Source organism: Pseudomonas sp. TE12234 (assembly GCF_054061835.1).
On sequence record NZ_JBSSEP010000014.1, the window covers coordinates 102398 to 117063 of the forward strand.

Consider the following 14666-nt stretch of genomic DNA (forward strand, 5'->3'; position numbering starts at 1 on the left):
GCTCACCTCTTGCTCTTGATCGCAGTGCCGAGCACTTGCAGGTAGGCGACCAGGGCATCCATTTCCGATTTGCCCTTGAGCGATTCGGTCGCGCCGGCGATGTCTTCGTCGGTGTACGGCACGCCCAGGGTGCGCATGGCGCGCAGCTTGGTCTCGGTGTGGCTGCTGTCGAGCGCGTTGGCCACCAGCCATGGGTAGGCCGGCATCTTCGATTCCGGCACGACGTTGCGCGGGTTGTACAAGTGCGCGCGGTGCCAGTCATCGGAGTAACGTGCGCCGACCCGCGCCAGGTCCGGTCCGGTGCGTTTCGAGCCCCACAGGAACGGGTGATCCCAGACACTCTCACCGGCCACCGAGTAGTGCCCGTAGCGTTCGGTCTCGGCACGGAACGGGCGGATCATCTGCGAGTGGCAGCCGACGCAGCCTTCGCGGATATAGAGGTCGCGGCCTTCGAGTTGCAGCGCGGTGTAGGGCTTCATGCCTTCCACCGGTTTGTTGGTCACGTCCTGGAAGAACAGCGGGACGATCTGGGTCAGGCCGCCGATGCTCACGGCAAAGATCATCAACAACAGCAGCAGACCGACGTTTTTTTCGATTGTTTCGTGTTTCATGGCGGACTCCTCAGGCCATCTGCGCGGCAGCGGCAACGTCGGCAGGCTGCGAGGCCCGCACGGTGCGCCAGGTGTTGTAAGCCATCAGCAACATGCCGCTGAGGAAGATCGCCCCGCCCACCAGCCGTACGATGAAGCCCGGATGACTGGCCGCCAGGGTTTCGACGAAGGAGTAGGTCAGCGTTCCGTCTTCATTGACTGCGCGCCACATCAGGCCCTGGGCGATGCCGTTGACCCACATGGAGGCGATGTACAGCACGGTGCCGATGGTGGCGAGCCAGAAGTGCGCGTTGATCAGGCCGATGCTGTGCATCTGTGGGCGACCGAAGACTTTCGGGATCATGTGGTACAGCGCGCCGATGGAAATCATCGCCACCCAGCCGAGTGCGCCGGCATGGACGTGGCCGATGGTCCAGTCGGTGTAGTGGGAGAGGGCGTTGACGGTCTTGATCGCCATCATCGGCCCCTCGAACGTCGACATGCCGTAGAACGCCAGGGACACCACCAGGAAGCGCAGGATCGGGTCGCTTCGCAACTTATGCCAGGCCCCCGAGAGCGTCATCATCCCGTTGATCATCCCGCCCCAGCTCGGCGCCAGCAGGATCAGCGACATCACCATGCCCAACGATTGCGCCCAGTCCGGCAGCGCGGTGTAGTGCAGGTGGTGCGGACCGGCCCAGATATAAAGGGTGATCAGCGCCCAGAAGTGCACGATGGACAGGCGATAGGAATACACCGGGCGTTCGGCCTGTTTCGGCACGAAGTAATACATCATCCCGAGGAAACCGGCGGTGAGGAAAAAGCCCACGGCGTTGTGCCCGTACCACCACTGCACCATGGCATCGGTCGCACCGGAATATATCGAGTAGGACTTGGTGAGGCTCACCGGCAGCTCAAGGTTGTTGACGATGTGCAGAATCGCCACGGTGATGATGAACGCACCGAAGAACCAGTTACCGACGTAGATGTGCTTGGTCTTGCGCTTCATGAGCGTGCCGAAGAACACCACGCCATAGGCGACCCAGACAATGGTGATCAGGATATCGATCGGCCATTCCAGCTCGGCGTACTCCTTGGAGCTGGTGTAGCCCAGCGGCAGGCTGATGGCGGCCAGCAGGATCACCAGTTGCCAGCCCCAGAAGCAGAACGCGGCGATTTTTGGCGCGAACAGTTGGGTCTGGCAGGTGCGCTGCACGGAGTAGAACGAACTGGCGAAGAGGGCGCAGCCGCCGAAGGCGAAGATCACCGCGTTGGTGTGCAGCGGGCGCAAGCGGCCGAAACTGGTCCACGGCAAATTGAAGTTGAGTTCGGGCCAGACCAACTGGGCAGCGAGAAAAACCCCGAGCCCCATGCCGACGATGCCCCACACCACCGTCATAATGGCGAATTGGCGGACCACCTTGTAGTTGTAGGCGGTACTGATAGAAGTGTTCATGGTTCCCCATCCACGGTTCAGCCGAAGTGGGCGCTTGCGCAAGGCAGTGTCCCCTTCGCCTGGAGTTATAGGCAGACTAAAAGCGAGGCAAGCATGGACAAGAAGCACAAGGCCGGTATTGACGGGGATCAATGGGCGCAGTGCGTGCGGGATCATGGATGGCTGTGGAATGCCGCCGTGGCGCCGGCTTCGGCGACGCTGATTCTGGCCCATGGTGCCGGTGCGCCGATGGACAGCGACTGGATGAGTGACATGGCTGCACGCCTTGCCGCACAGGGCGTCAACGTCTTGCGCTTCGAATTTCCCTACATGGCGCAGCGGCGTGTCGACGGCGGCAAGCGCCCACCGAATCCGGCACCGAAGCTGCTGGAGTGCTGGCGCGAGGTATACGCCGTGGTGCGACGCCATGTCGCCGGGCGCCTGGCCATTGGTGGCAAGTCCATGGGCGGGCGGATGGCCAGTTTGCTGGCGGATGAAATGGGGGCCGATGCGCTGGTGTGTCTGGGGTATCCGTTCTATGCCGTGGGCAAGCCGGAGAAGCCGCGTGTGGAGCATCTGGCTGAGTTGAAAACGCGGACGTTGATCGTGCAGGGCGAGCGAGATGCATTGGGCAATCGCGAGACGGTCGAGCGGTATGCGCTGTCACCGAGTATCGAACTGATGTGGCTGGCGGCGGGGGACCATGATTTGAAGCCGTTGAAGGCCTCAGGGTTTACCCATGAGGAGCACCTGGCGGCTGCGGCGCAGAAGGTTGCATCATTCCTTCAGTGAGGCTTTGTTGAGACGCTGATAAGCCCATCGCGAGCAAGCTCGCGATGAGGGACTGCCAGGCAGCATCACGTTCACAGACTCAAAAAAAACCCGGAAGCTTTCGCGATCCGGGTTTTGTTTTTCCAGCAGCTATCAGCGATTGAACCGCTCCACCAACGAATATTGGGTATTCGCGGTCTTGGTCAGCTCTTCGCTCAGCAGCGCCGAGTTCTGTGCCTGTTCCGAAGTCTGGTCGGCGAGGGTGGAAATGTTGCTGATGTTGCGGCTGATTTCCTCGGCGACCGCGCTTTGCTCTTCGGTCGCGGCAGCGATCTGGGTGGTCATGTCGGTGATGTTGGCCACCGCTTCGCTGATGCCGACCAGGGCCTGGTCCGCTTCCAGCACCCGCGCCACACCTTCTTCCGCCTGACGATGCCCGGCTTCCATGGTCTGCACCGCCGTGCCGGCCGTTTGCTGGAGCTTGGCGATCAGGGCGTGAATCTGTCCGGTGGATTCGCTGGTGCGTTGCGCCAATTGGCGCACTTCATCCGCCACTACCGCAAAACCACGACCCATCTCACCGGCGCGGGCCGCTTCGATGGCGGCGTTCAGCGCCAGCAGGTTGGTCTGGTCGGCGATGCCTTTGATCACATCGACCACACCGCCGATTTCGTCGCTGTCCTTGGCCAGTTGGGTCACGGTCTGTCCGGTTTCCCCGACCACCACCGACAGGCGCTGGATGGCTTCGCGGGTTTCCCCGGCGATGTCACGGCCACGCCCGGTCAGGCGATTGGCTTCCTGGGTGGCGTCGGCGGTGCGTTGCACGTGGCTGGCGACTTCCTGAGTCGTGGCGGCCATCTGGTTGACGGCAGTGGCCACCTGTTCGGTTTCGACGCGCTGGCGCTCCAGGCCCGAGGAACTGTTGTGGGCCAGGGTGTCGGACTGTTTCGCCTGGTCGGTCAGGTGCTCGGCGGTGTCCTGCAAGCGGGTCAGGCAGGTTTTCAGGCGGGCTTCCTGGCTGAGGATCGACATCTCCAGGCGCGCCTGGGCACCGCGGCTGTCGGTGTACATCTGTGCGATCAGCGGGTCCGAGGTGGTCTGCTCGGCCAGTTGCAGCAAACGCTTAATGCCGCGTTGCTGCCAGCTCAGGCCCATCAGGCCCAGTGGCACCGAGAGACCGGCGGCCAGGGCAAACCCCCACTGGGAGTTCAGCGAGGCACCGATCATGAAGCTCAACTGGCTGACCAGAATGAACGGCAGCCAGTCTTGCAGGATCGGCAACCATTTATCGGTGGAAGGAATGGCCGGCTTGCCCTGATTGATGCGTTGGTAGAGCGCTTCGGCACGGCGGATCTGTTCCGCAGTGGGCTTGACCCGCACCGACTCGTAACCGATCACCTGATTGCCTTCGAAGATCGGCGTCACATAGGCGTTGACCCAGTAGTGATCACCGCTCTTGCAGCGATTCTTGACAATGCCCATCCATGGCAAGCCTTGTTTGAGTGTTGCCCACATGTGCGAGAACACCGCGGCCGGAACGTCGGGGTGACGAACCAGGTTATGCGGCGCACGGATCAGTTCCTCACGGGAAAACCCGCTGATTTCGACGAAGTCGTCGTTGCAGTAGGTGATCAGTCCCTTGGCATCGGTGGTGGAAATCAACCGTTGCTGAGCCGGGAAGGTCCGTTCGCGTTGTGTGATGGGCTGGTTGTTACGCATGGCTTTTCAATCCGCAAGGCTTTCAAGAGTTGTCGGCTGCGTCGCGAATTTGTTGAATTTTTTTTTGCGGAACCTGATGCGTGTCGCAAATTCGCCGCGAAAATGAAGGTCGAGCCGCCGGGCGGCTGCGCTTTTCAGGTTTCCCTTGATGGGATCCAAGCGTATGATCCGCGGCTGTTTTGCGTGGGTGTTTGCTGCGGTCAAGGTTGGCTCAGTACATGGCCCTAAAGGTTTCGCCGGGTTTCCAGCATTTACATTAATGGAATTTGATTGTTGTTCAGCTTTGGAAAAGGGCTGGGGATAAAGGGTTAGTTTCAATGCTTAAAAAAGTTGCAATCATAGGGACGTCGTTCAGGTTTCCAGGATCTACTTCTGCAACTTTTTGGCCGCAACTGCTGGACCGGCGAAGCTTCATTACCCAAGCAGATTTTTCCCGCTGGTCCAAAGACGAATTCTTGCACCCGGACAAGGCAAACCCTGCAACGTCCTACACCTTTGCTTCCGGATCCCTGGGCGACATATCGACCTTCGACGCCGGATTCTTCAATATTTCGCCTCGTGAAGCGGCGGTCATGGACCCTCAGCAGCGCTTGTTGCTGGAGCTTGGCTGGGAATTGTTCGAGAACGCCGGCGTCAAGCCGTCGAGCCTGCGTGGCAGTGATTGCGGGGTGTACCTGGGCATTGCCAGCACCGACTACGGCTATCGCCTGGCCCATGACCTGTCGATGGTCGATGCCACCACCGCCACCGGCAATACCTTCAGTATCGCGGCCAACCGGTTGTCCTTTTTCTACGACCTGCAAGGTCCGAGCATGGCCATCGACACGGCATGCTCTTCTTCGTTGATCGCGTTTCACCAGGCTTGCCAGGCCATTCAGAGCGGCGATATCGAGCAGGCGATCACCGGCGGGATCAGCCTGCACCTGCATCCTTTCGGCTTCCTGATTTTTTCCAAGGCTTCGATGTTGTCGCGCACCGGGCAATGCCACGTGTTCGATGAGGCGGCGGACGGCTATGTCCGTTCCGAAGGCGCCGGACTGTTCTACCTGAAGGATTACCACAAGGCGATCGAGGACGGTAACCAGATCCTCGCGGTCGTTGCCGGCACGGCGGCCAATACCGATGGGCGCAAGTCGAGCCTGACGGTCCCGAATGCGGATGCACAGATTGCCCTGATGAAACAGGCTTACGATTCGGCAGGCATCAATGCGGCCGACATCGATTACCTGGAGGCTCACGGCACGGGCACGCCGGTGGGCGATCCCATCGAGAGCCGGGCCATCGGCGAGGCGCTGGGCCAGCAACGCCCATCGGATCAGCCACTGCTGATCGGCTCGGTCAAAAGCAACATTGGCCACCTCGAGGCCGCCTCTGGCGTCGCCGGCCTGATGAAGGCGCTGCATTGCGTGATCGAGCGCAAGGTGCCGGCGACCATTGGCATCAACAAGCTCAATCCGAACATTCCTTTCGCTGATCTCAACCTGAGGGTGGTCACCGAAACCCAGGCCCTCAAACCCACTGGAAAACTGGTGGTCGGGGTCAACTCCTTCGGGTTCGGCGGGGCCAACGCCCACGTGATCCTGGAGAGCCCGCCACCGGCAGCGCCAGCTGCGAGCCAGGCGCAACACTCTGTGCCGCTTGTGGTTTCGGCCAAGGACAGCGCAGCCCTGAGCGAGCAGTGTGAACAGCTTGCGCAGTTCATGTCCGCGCCGGACGCACCGAGCCTCTACGACGTCGCCTACCAATCGCTGTGCCGCCGCGAATTGCACCCGCAAAGGGTTGTGGTACTCGGTGCGCAAGCGCAGGGCAGCGCACAGGCGCTGCTGGATTTCGCCACTGAACCTGGCGTGCCGGCTCTGTCGGCGGTCCTGGAAAGTGGCCGCGCCGTGGAGCAGGCCAACGGTCCGGTATTCGTTTACTCCGGCAATGGTTCGCAGTGGCAGGGCATGGGCCGGTCCTTGCTGGCCGACCCGGTGTTCCATCAGGCGGTTGCCGAGCTGGACGCGATTTTCCAACCCTTGTCCGGTTATTCGTTGATCGCGGAACTGGCGGGTGAGCTGGGCGACGACCGTTATCCGCTGACCGAGTTTGCCCAGCCGGCGCTGTTTGCATTGCAGGTGGGTGTTACCCGCATGCTGGCGGAAAAAGGTGTCGTGCCGGTGGCCGTGATCGGCCACAGCGTGGGTGAAGTCGCGGCCGCCTGGGCGTGCGGCGCGTTGACACTGAATGACGCCACGGCCGTGATCTACCATCGCAGTCGCCTGCAAGGCTTGACCAAGGGCTGCGGCCAGATGTCGGCGGTCGGCTTGTCGGGTGACGACACCGCGAGCCTGTTGCAGACACTTGGCCTGGACAGCGAGTTGGTTGTCGCCGGCGATAACAGTTTCAAAGGGGCGACCGTCGCCGGCTTGCCGGCAGCCCTGGATACCCTGGAGAGCGCCCTGACCGAGCGTCAGGTGTTCGCCCGCCGCCTGGGTCTCGATTATGCGTTCCACTCGCCGGCCATGGAGGTGATAGCCGATCAGGTGGTCGCAGCCTTGAGCGATATCGTTCCGGGACCTGCGCGTATTCCCCTGTATTCGACCGTGACCGGCCACCTGCTGGCTGGCGAATGCCTGGACGCCGAATACTGGTGGAAAAACATCCGTTATCCGGTGCTGTTCAAATCAGCCAGCGAAGCGCTTGTCGAGCAGGGTTACAACGTATTCGTTGAAGTCGGGCCACACCCGATCTTGCGTGCCTATGTGACCGACGCACTGAACAGCCAGGAACGGGAAGGTGTCGTGATTCCGACCGTGCTGCGCGGCGACGAGTCCCTGCAGTCCATCGACCGCACCCTGGCGAAGGTGCTGATTGCCGGTGTCGACATCGATCTGCAATGCCTGTTTTCCGCTCCCGGGCGTTTCGTGCAGTTGCCCAATTACGCCTGGCAGCGTGAACGTCTGTGGGTTGGCGAGTCGCCGGAATCGAGCGGCAAGCTGCAGCGTGAGCGCGTGCACCCGCTGCTCGGTTACCCGTTGCCGGAACACGAATTCACCTGGGACAACCGCCTCGATACGCAACTGTTCCCGTCACTGGGCGACCACATGGTGGGCGACTCGGTGTTGTTTCCGGGGGCAGGCTTTACCGAGCTCGCACTGGCTGCTGCCTTGCAGTATCAACCCGGCGAATTCGTTGAAATCGAAGAACTGGAGATTCACAGCCCGCTCTTGCTGCATGCGGAATTCAGCAAGAAAGTCCGGGTGACGGTCGATAGCAGCGACGGCACCGTTTCCATTGTGTCGCGTACCACCGCCCAGGCTGAGCCGTGGGTGCAGCATGTGGTCGCCAGGCTGCCCGGCGAGGCGCGCGGCGTCCTGCTGGCCTGTGCTGCGCCGGCCTTGCCGGCACGTGCACCGGATTTCACTTCGTCCGGGCACCTGGCGCTGACCCGTGCCGTCGGCCTCAATTATGGTCCGGCCTATCAGGCGGTGGAGGCCGGCTGGATCGAGGGCAACCAGGTGTTGGCGCGCTTGGCGGTCCCGACCCCGATCGAAGCAGAACTGGCCAGCCTGAATCTGCACCCGGCGTTGCTGGACAGCGCCTTCCAGTTGATCACCCAGCTGTTGAGCCAGGAGGCCGGCAGCCGCAAAGGTCTGGCCTTTATTCCGGTGAAGCTGGGGCGCATCGCCTTTGCCGCCGGCAGCCTGCCGCCTTGTCTGGCCCAGGTCAGCCTGGTGAAACGCTCGGAGCATTCGCTGCTGGCGGATTTCACCCTGTACGACGCCGACGGCCGCGCGGTCATCTGCATCAAGGACGCGCGTTTTCGTGGGGTGCGACTGCACAAGGATCGCAGCGGCGATATCAAGCTGGCGGATTTTGTCGGGGTTGCCAAACCCTATCCCGCCAATGAACGCGCCGTGCCCACGGCCGGTTCAGGGTTGCAGGCATTGCTGCAGCAGCACCTGGACACTGTCGCGGATGAGCCCGGGCTCGTGCGGTATGCCCATGAAATCGACCCCTTGCTCGACGGTTTGTGCGCCAGCTTCCTGCTCGAAGCCATCGACAAACTCGGCGGTGAACTGACCCGCCAGCAGTACGCCACCTGGAACGCCGGTCGTTATCTGGATCATCTGCTTGCACAAGCGGTGGAGGATGGCAGCCTGGTCGCGGTCGGTGATGACACCTGGCAATTGGCCGATCAGGGCGAGCGCGCGAGTGCCCAGGACATCTGGCAGGAACTGTTCCGCAGTTACCCCGAGCATTTTCAGATCATTCATTCGGTTGGCCGTATCGGCATGCACCTGCTGGAGCTGATGAGCGGCCAGGTGGAGCTGGCGCAGTTGTTGCCACGGGAAACCACGCCCGCCGTATTGACCCGTCTGGTGCTCGGCGCTGGCGGCTACCACGCGGTGCTGGGTGGTGTGCGCGAGCACATCGCCCAACGGTTGCGTGCCCTGCCTGACGGGCAGCGCTTGCGAATTCTCGAGCTGGGCTTCGAAGGCGCGCCATTGGCGGCCGATCTGTGTGTTGGCCTGGATTTCGATCGGGTCGACTATCAGTACGTGGCTCGCAACATTGAAGCGCTGTCGATGCTCCAGGCTGACGTCCCGGACCTTCAGGTGCTGAACCTGGAAGACGCGGAAAAAGTGGCCCGGGTGCCGGCCAATGACTTCGATTTGCTCCTCGTCGCCACCGACCTGGCACCACTGGAAGCACTCAGCCAGGGCTTGCAACAGGCGAGCGCCAGGTTGGGTGCCAGGGGCGAAGTGCTGCTGCTGGCGCAACACCCTGCGCGTTGGGCCGACTTCACTTTCGGCGCCGAGCCTTCCTGGTGGCTGGCCCGTCAGGGGCAGCAGGCACTCTCGGTGCAGCAGACCCCGGGTTTCTGGCAACAGGAATTGCGGCGTCATGGGCTGACGGTAGCCGAGCCCCTGGAGTTGATTCCGGACATGGCATCCGGCAGCTATTTGCTGGTGGCCGCCAGGGACAACGCGAAGCCCCTCGCGGTTGCCCCGGCGTATCCGCACCAACGCTGGATGCTGGTCGCCGACGAGCAAGGGCCTGAAGGCCCGTTGGCCGAGGCGCTGGCCACGATCCTGCGCGAGCAGGGTCAGGACGTCGCGCTGCTCGTGCCGGGCTCGGCCGCAGTACTGACGCAACAGTTGAGTGCAGGGCCGGCGGCTCAGCACATCGTGATGCTCGCCGGTCTGTTCGCCTCCCAGGGGCTGGATGCGCAGGCGGATCGCTGCATGCTGGCGGCGTCCATCACTCAGGCCTGTGAGTCGGCCGGCATCGCCGCCGACTGTTGGTTGCTGACCTCGGGCGCCGCTGTTCATCTGCTGCCCCCAGGCGCTGCGCAGGAAACGACGGTGACTCATATCGCCGATGCGGCCTTGTGGGGTTTCGGTCGGACCCTGAGCAACGAAGCGGTCGGCTGCCGTGTCCGTCTGCTCGATCTGGCAATGGGCGCCGACGCCGGGCACCTGGCCACGGCGCTGCTCAATGCCGATGAAGAAACCGAACTGGCGATCAGCGCGGCGGGCGATCGCTATGTCGCACGGCTGCGAGTCCAGCCCGATGAATGGCCGCAAGACGGCACGCCGCAGGTGCCGGCGCAGATCAAGCTCGGGTTCGACTTGCCGGGACAACTGCGTCATTTGCGCTGGGAAGCAGGGGAGCCAAGGCTACCGGCTGACGACCAGCTGGATATTGAGGTTCAGGCGACCGGTCTGAATTTCCGTGATGTGATGTATGCATTGGGCCTGCTCTCCGATGAAGCGATTGAAAACGGCTTCTCGGGTCCGACGCTGGGCTTTGAATTTGCTGGCGTGGTGCGCGGCAAAGGGGCGTTGGTCGAGGGTGATTTCCAGCCGGGCGATCGCGTCGTGGGCTTCGGTCCGTCGAGCTTCGCCAATCGCCTGGTGACCAATGCCAACGCGGTGGCGCGCATTCCTGAAGGCATGTCCTTCGAGGCTGCGGCGACCATCCCGAGTACCTTCTTTACCGTGTACTACGCCGTGCATCACCTGGCGCGCCTCGAACCGGGCGAGAAGATCCTGATTCACGGTGCTGCGGGCGGTGTGGGGATTGCGGCGATCCAGATTGCCAAATGGTGCGGCGCCGAAATCTATGCCACCGCCGGCAGCGACGAAAAACGCGATTTCCTGCGGCTGATGGGGGTCGAGCATATTTTCGACTCGCGTTCGCTGGCCTATGCCGATGACATCCTGGCCATCACCGATGGCCGAGGTGTGGATGTGGTGCTCAATTCGCTGGCGGGCGAGGCGATCAATCGTAACCTGCGGGTTCTCAAACCCTTTGGCCGCTTCCTCGAACTGGGCAAGCGGGATTTCTACCAGAACACCAGGATCGGCTTGCGCCCGTTCCGCAACAACATCAGTTACTTCGGCATCGACGCCGACCAACTGATGAGCGAGCGCCCGCAACTGACCCGTCGACTGTTCGGCGACATGATGGAATTGTTCCGCGACGGCCTTTTGAGCCCGTTGCCGTACCGTGCCTTCGATGCCAATGAAGTGGTCGAAGCCTTCCGCTACATGCAACAGGCACGGCAGATCGGCAAGATCGTGGTGACGTACCGCACGCCGATTCGAGGTGTTGTCGCGACATCGATGGCGCCCGCACCGACGTTGTCACTGGCTGCGCAGGGCAGCTATCTGGTCACCGGCGGGCTCAGTGGTTTCGGCCTGCGCAGCGCGCAATGGCTGGTGGAAAAAGGCGCCCGGCACCTGGTCCTGCTGGGTCGACGTGGCGCCGCGACGGAAGAGGCGCAACCCTTGTTGGCGATGTGGCGCGAACAGGGCATCGAGGTCCAGGCACTGGCCTGTGACATCACCGATCGCGCACAGCTGCTGTCCGTCATGTCGCGTATCCAGGCCAGCGGCCAGCCGTTGCGTGGCGTGGTGCATGCGGCAACGGTGTTCGATGACGGCTTGATTCGCAATCTGACCCGTGAACAACTGCAGAGCGTTCTGGAGCCCAAGGCCAAGGGGGCGCAGTACCTGCATGAATTGACGGCCCATTTGCCACTGGACTTCTTCGTGCTGTTCTCCTCGGCAACCACCCTGTTCGGTAATCCGGGGCAGGCCAACTATGTGGCCGCCAACCATTGGCTCGAAGCATTGGCGCGCCATCGCCTGGCGCTTGGTTTGCCGGCCACCAGTGTGCTGTGGGGGGCCATCGATGATGCGGGGTTCCTCGCCCGCAACCAGGACATCAAGGACGCCTTGCAAAGCCGCATGGGTGGTGCGGCCCTGCAGTCGCAGGCGGCGTTGCAAACCCTGGAACGCTTGCTGTTGCAACGCCGTTCGGGCCTGGGCGTGCTGGAGCTGGACTGGAAGGCGTTGTCGCGCTTCCTGCCAGCCGCCGGTTCCCCCAAGTTCAATGAACTGGCGAGGTTGCACGGTGGCGAGCAGGACGAAGAAAGCGATGCCGACGATATCCAGCGGCTGCTGGCGGAAATGGACGACCCCGAGCTGATCGAGCTGTTCAATGAAATGCTCAAGCAGGAAATCAGCGAAATCCTGCGTATACCCACCAGCAAACTGGATATCACCCGACCGCTCCAGGAGTTGGGGCTGGACTCGCTGATGAGTGTCGAGCTGGTGGTCGCGGTCGAGGAGCGGTTCGGTGTGCGTCTGCCGGTCATGGAACTGAGCGAAGCGTCGAACATCGGCAAGATCACCGTGCGCATCCTTGAGCTCTTGCGCGGCAACCAGGACGGTGATGTGCAAGCGGATGGCGAAAAAAACCTGCAGTCCCTGGCGAGCGAAACGTTCTCGCGTCATGGCGTCGACATCTCCCATGACGACATCGCGCAACTGAGCGATGGCCTCGACGCCCAGGGTTCCAAACTTTCACGCTTGATTAATTGATCCGGACCATGACCCATAAAACCTCGCCCGGGCTTGCCACTTCGATGAAGGACAAGCTGATCCAACAAGCCCTGGAACGGCGTCTGCGCAAAACCGGCGATGGCGCACCAAGCCCATCGCTGGAAGGTTTCAAGGGCACTCCGAAGGAGGCGTTCGGGCAGTTCTGCCGATTTGACCAGTTCCCCGGCTATCAGCAGCTACGCATCATGCTCGACGGCGCCGCGCGCTTTGGCCTGGCCAATCCGTTCTTCAAGCTGCATGAAGGATTGGCGGGGGCTGAAACCGTCATGGGTGGCAGCCGCTATGTGAATTTCGCGAGCTACAACTACCTGGGGTACTCGGGTCACCCGGTAGTCGCCGAGGCTGCCAAGGCCGCCATTGACCAGTACGGCACCTCGGTATCGGCCAGCCGTCCAGTGTCGGGCGACCGTCCGATTCATCGCGAGCTGGAGCAGGCATTGGCTCGCCTCTATGAAGTGGACGATGCCATTACCTTCGTCAGTGGCCATGCGACCAACGTGACCACCATCGGTTACCTGTTCGGCCCACGGGACCTGATCCTGCATGACGAACTGATTCATAACAGCGTGCTGCAGGGCATCCAGTTGTCCGGTGCGCGGCGCTTGAGCTTTGCCCACAATGACTGGGAAGCGGTCGACCGGGTGCTGAGCGATCAGCGCCAACATTTCGAACGCGTGCTGGTGGTGCTCGAAGGTATTTACAGCATGGACGGCGACTTCCCGGATTTGCCTCGTTTCGTCGAGCTCAGAAGCAAACACCAGGTATTGCTGATGGTGGATGAAGCGCATTCCCTGGGGGTCATGGGGCAGACCGGCAAAGGTATCCGCGAGCATTTCGGCCTGGCCGGTGGTGATGTGGATATCTGGATGGGCACCCTGAGTAAAAGCCTGGCCAGCTGCGGTGGATACATTGCCGGTGAGTCGGCGTTGGTGGAACACCTCAAGTTCCTGGCGCCGGGCTTTCTCTACAGTGTCGGCATGCCGCCATCGGTGGCGGCGGCAGCGCTGGCAGCGTTGCGTTGCCTGCCGGAAGATGGCGAGCGCGTCGCCACCTTGCAGGCACGTGGCCGGCAATTTCTTGAGCTTGCCAGGGAAGCGGGACTGGACACTGGCACCAGCACCGGTCTGGCGGTAGTGCCGGTCATCACGGGCAGTTCGCTCAAGGCCACCCAATTGTCCAGCGCATTGTCCCGTCGTGGCATCAACGCCCAGCCCATCCTGCATCCGGCAGTGCCCGAGAAATCGGCGCGCGTGCGCTTTTTCGTGTCGTGCCTGCACACCCCGGAACAAATCGCCGAGACCGTCGCCATCGTTGCGCAGGAACTGCGCAAGCTCTGAGGCGCGCGGCCGAAGACCAACGCAATCTTCGGCGACGTCTTCGCCGGCAAGCCGGCTTCTACGGGTTTGGCGTGTTCTGCAGGTGTACGCGTTTTTGTAGAGACCGTCTTGCTCGTCACCGGGCAAGCCGGTTCCTGCAAGGGCGGCGACCTCACCATGACAAAGCCTGCCACCCACCCCTCAAGTCCTGCGCGGCATACAGGGTGCGTTGGCTCTCCAATGTGCTGTGATCCATTGATTTTGTGTTCTATCGGCAATAGATCGCAGTCTGCGGCAGCTCCTACATGGAATGTGCTGGAGTGGTATGGGATTTAGGAAAAGTCCTACAGAAAGCTCGTTGGGTCTTCCGTAGCCTTGCGCCCTCACTCATCTGACTCGCTTCCGGGGGCGCACTTTGTCGAACAAGTCGTTACGCATTCTGATCGCCGATGAACAACATTTTAACCGGCTGAGAATCGAGCGTTGGTTCAATCAGCTCGGTTACTACCGGGTGGCGCCAGTGCAAAACCTCGACGAACTGTTGACCCTGGTGGAATACGGTTACGAGCCGTTCGACCTGCTGGTCATCAATGCCGCACTGGCGGGCGGCAAACTCGACCTGCTGGGTTTCTGCCTCGATAACCGGCAACTGGATCGCGTGTTGATCTACGATGGACAGCAGGCGCAGCTGCCACCCATTCCGGCCTGCGAGCAGCAGAAAACCCAGGTAAGTCATGCCGTGCTGCCGGATCTGGCGGCGCTCCAGCGCCTGATGACTATCATTGATCCAGGCATGCCGTTCGTCGGGACTGTCATTTCTGTCAGGTAGTCCGTCAAGGCGTTCCATGCCACAGTTTATGCGCAGCGTTGTGTCCGATCCGGGCCTTGCCCATGGGCAGCCAGTGCCCAATCGTCGTGTTTTTTTGCACAGGGAGTA

At 61.8% G+C, this 14666-nt stretch carries 8 protein-coding genes; 4 read left to right on the top strand and 4 right to left on the bottom strand.

Annotated features, from left to right (window positions below):
* Positions 1-2: 2 nt before the first annotated feature.
* Together ccoO and ccoN are read right to left on the bottom strand one after the other, a co-directional pair.
* On the bottom strand, positions 3-611 hold the full coding sequence (gene ccoO / locus ACVWYU_RS20945; RefSeq protein WP_047531409.1) for a cytochrome-c oxidase, cbb3-type subunit II: 609 nt from the start codon (positions 609-611) through the stop codon (positions 3-5).
* A gap of 10 nt (positions 612-621) precedes the next feature.
* A complete protein-coding gene (gene ccoN / locus ACVWYU_RS20950; RefSeq protein ID WP_457373572.1) occupies positions 622-2046 on the bottom strand; it encodes a cytochrome-c oxidase, cbb3-type subunit I in 1425 nt (474 codons plus the stop codon).
* Between the two features lie 93 nt (positions 2047-2139).
* Between ccoN and ACVWYU_RS20955 the strand changes: the two genes are divergently transcribed.
* A complete protein-coding gene (locus ACVWYU_RS20955; protein WP_457373573.1) occupies positions 2140-2817 on the top strand; it encodes an alpha/beta family hydrolase in 678 nt (225 codons plus the stop codon).
* A 132-nt stretch (positions 2818-2949) separates the two neighbouring features.
* Here the strand turns inward: ACVWYU_RS20955 and ACVWYU_RS20960 are convergent, their stop codons facing one another.
* Complete coding sequence (locus ACVWYU_RS20960) at positions 2950-4515, bottom strand: methyl-accepting chemotaxis protein (protein WP_457373574.1); 1566 nt, start codon at positions 4513-4515, stop codon at positions 2950-2952.
* Between the two features lie 6 nt (positions 4516-4521).
* On the bottom strand, positions 4522-4719 hold the full coding sequence (locus tag ACVWYU_RS20965) for a hypothetical protein (RefSeq protein WP_457373575.1): 198 nt from the start codon (positions 4717-4719) through the stop codon (positions 4522-4524).
* A 113-nt stretch (positions 4720-4832) separates the two neighbouring features.
* Here ACVWYU_RS20965 and ACVWYU_RS20970 point away from each other — a divergent pair, with 113 nt between their 5' ends.
* The 3 genes from ACVWYU_RS20970 (at position 4833) to ACVWYU_RS20980 (ending at position 14558) form a co-directional block, all read left to right on the top strand.
* Entirely contained in the window at positions 4833-12392 is a 7560-nt protein-coding gene (locus ACVWYU_RS20970; protein ID WP_457373576.1) for an SDR family NAD(P)-dependent oxidoreductase, read from the top strand.
* Between the two features lie 8 nt (positions 12393-12400).
* The gene (locus ACVWYU_RS20975) at positions 12401-13750 is read left to right on the top strand and encodes an aminotransferase class I/II-fold pyridoxal phosphate-dependent enzyme (RefSeq protein ID WP_457373577.1); all 1350 of its coding nucleotides are present in this window, start codon (positions 12401-12403) and stop codon (positions 13748-13750) included.
* Positions 13751-14144: 394 nt separating this feature from the next.
* Positions 14145-14558, top strand: a complete 414-nt coding sequence (locus tag ACVWYU_RS20980) for a response regulator (protein WP_457373578.1) — start codon at positions 14145-14147, stop codon at positions 14556-14558.
* The last annotated feature ends 108 nt before the right edge of the window (positions 14559-14666 follow it).

Excerpts from the sequence above, each read along its gene's own strand:
- ccoO (WP_047531409.1), bottom strand. The coding sequence starts at position 611 with ATGAAACACGAAACAATCGAAAAAAACGTCGGTCTGCTGCTGTTGTTG.
- ACVWYU_RS20955 (WP_457373573.1), top strand. The coding sequence starts at position 2,140 with ATGGACAAGAAGCACAAGGCCGGTATTGACGGGGATCAATGGGCGCAG.
- ACVWYU_RS20975 (WP_457373577.1), top strand. The coding sequence starts at position 12,401 with ATGACCCATAAAACCTCGCCCGGGCTTGCCACTTCGATGAAGGACAAG.
- ccoN (WP_457373572.1), bottom strand. The coding sequence starts at position 2,046 with ATGAACACTTCTATCAGTACCGCCTACAACTACAAGGTGGTCCGCCAA.
- ACVWYU_RS20970 (WP_457373576.1), top strand. The coding sequence starts at position 4,833 with ATGCTTAAAAAAGTTGCAATCATAGGGACGTCGTTCAGGTTTCCAGGA.
- ACVWYU_RS20960 (WP_457373574.1), bottom strand. The coding sequence starts at position 4,515 with ATGCGTAACAACCAGCCCATCACACAACGCGAACGGACCTTCCCGGCT.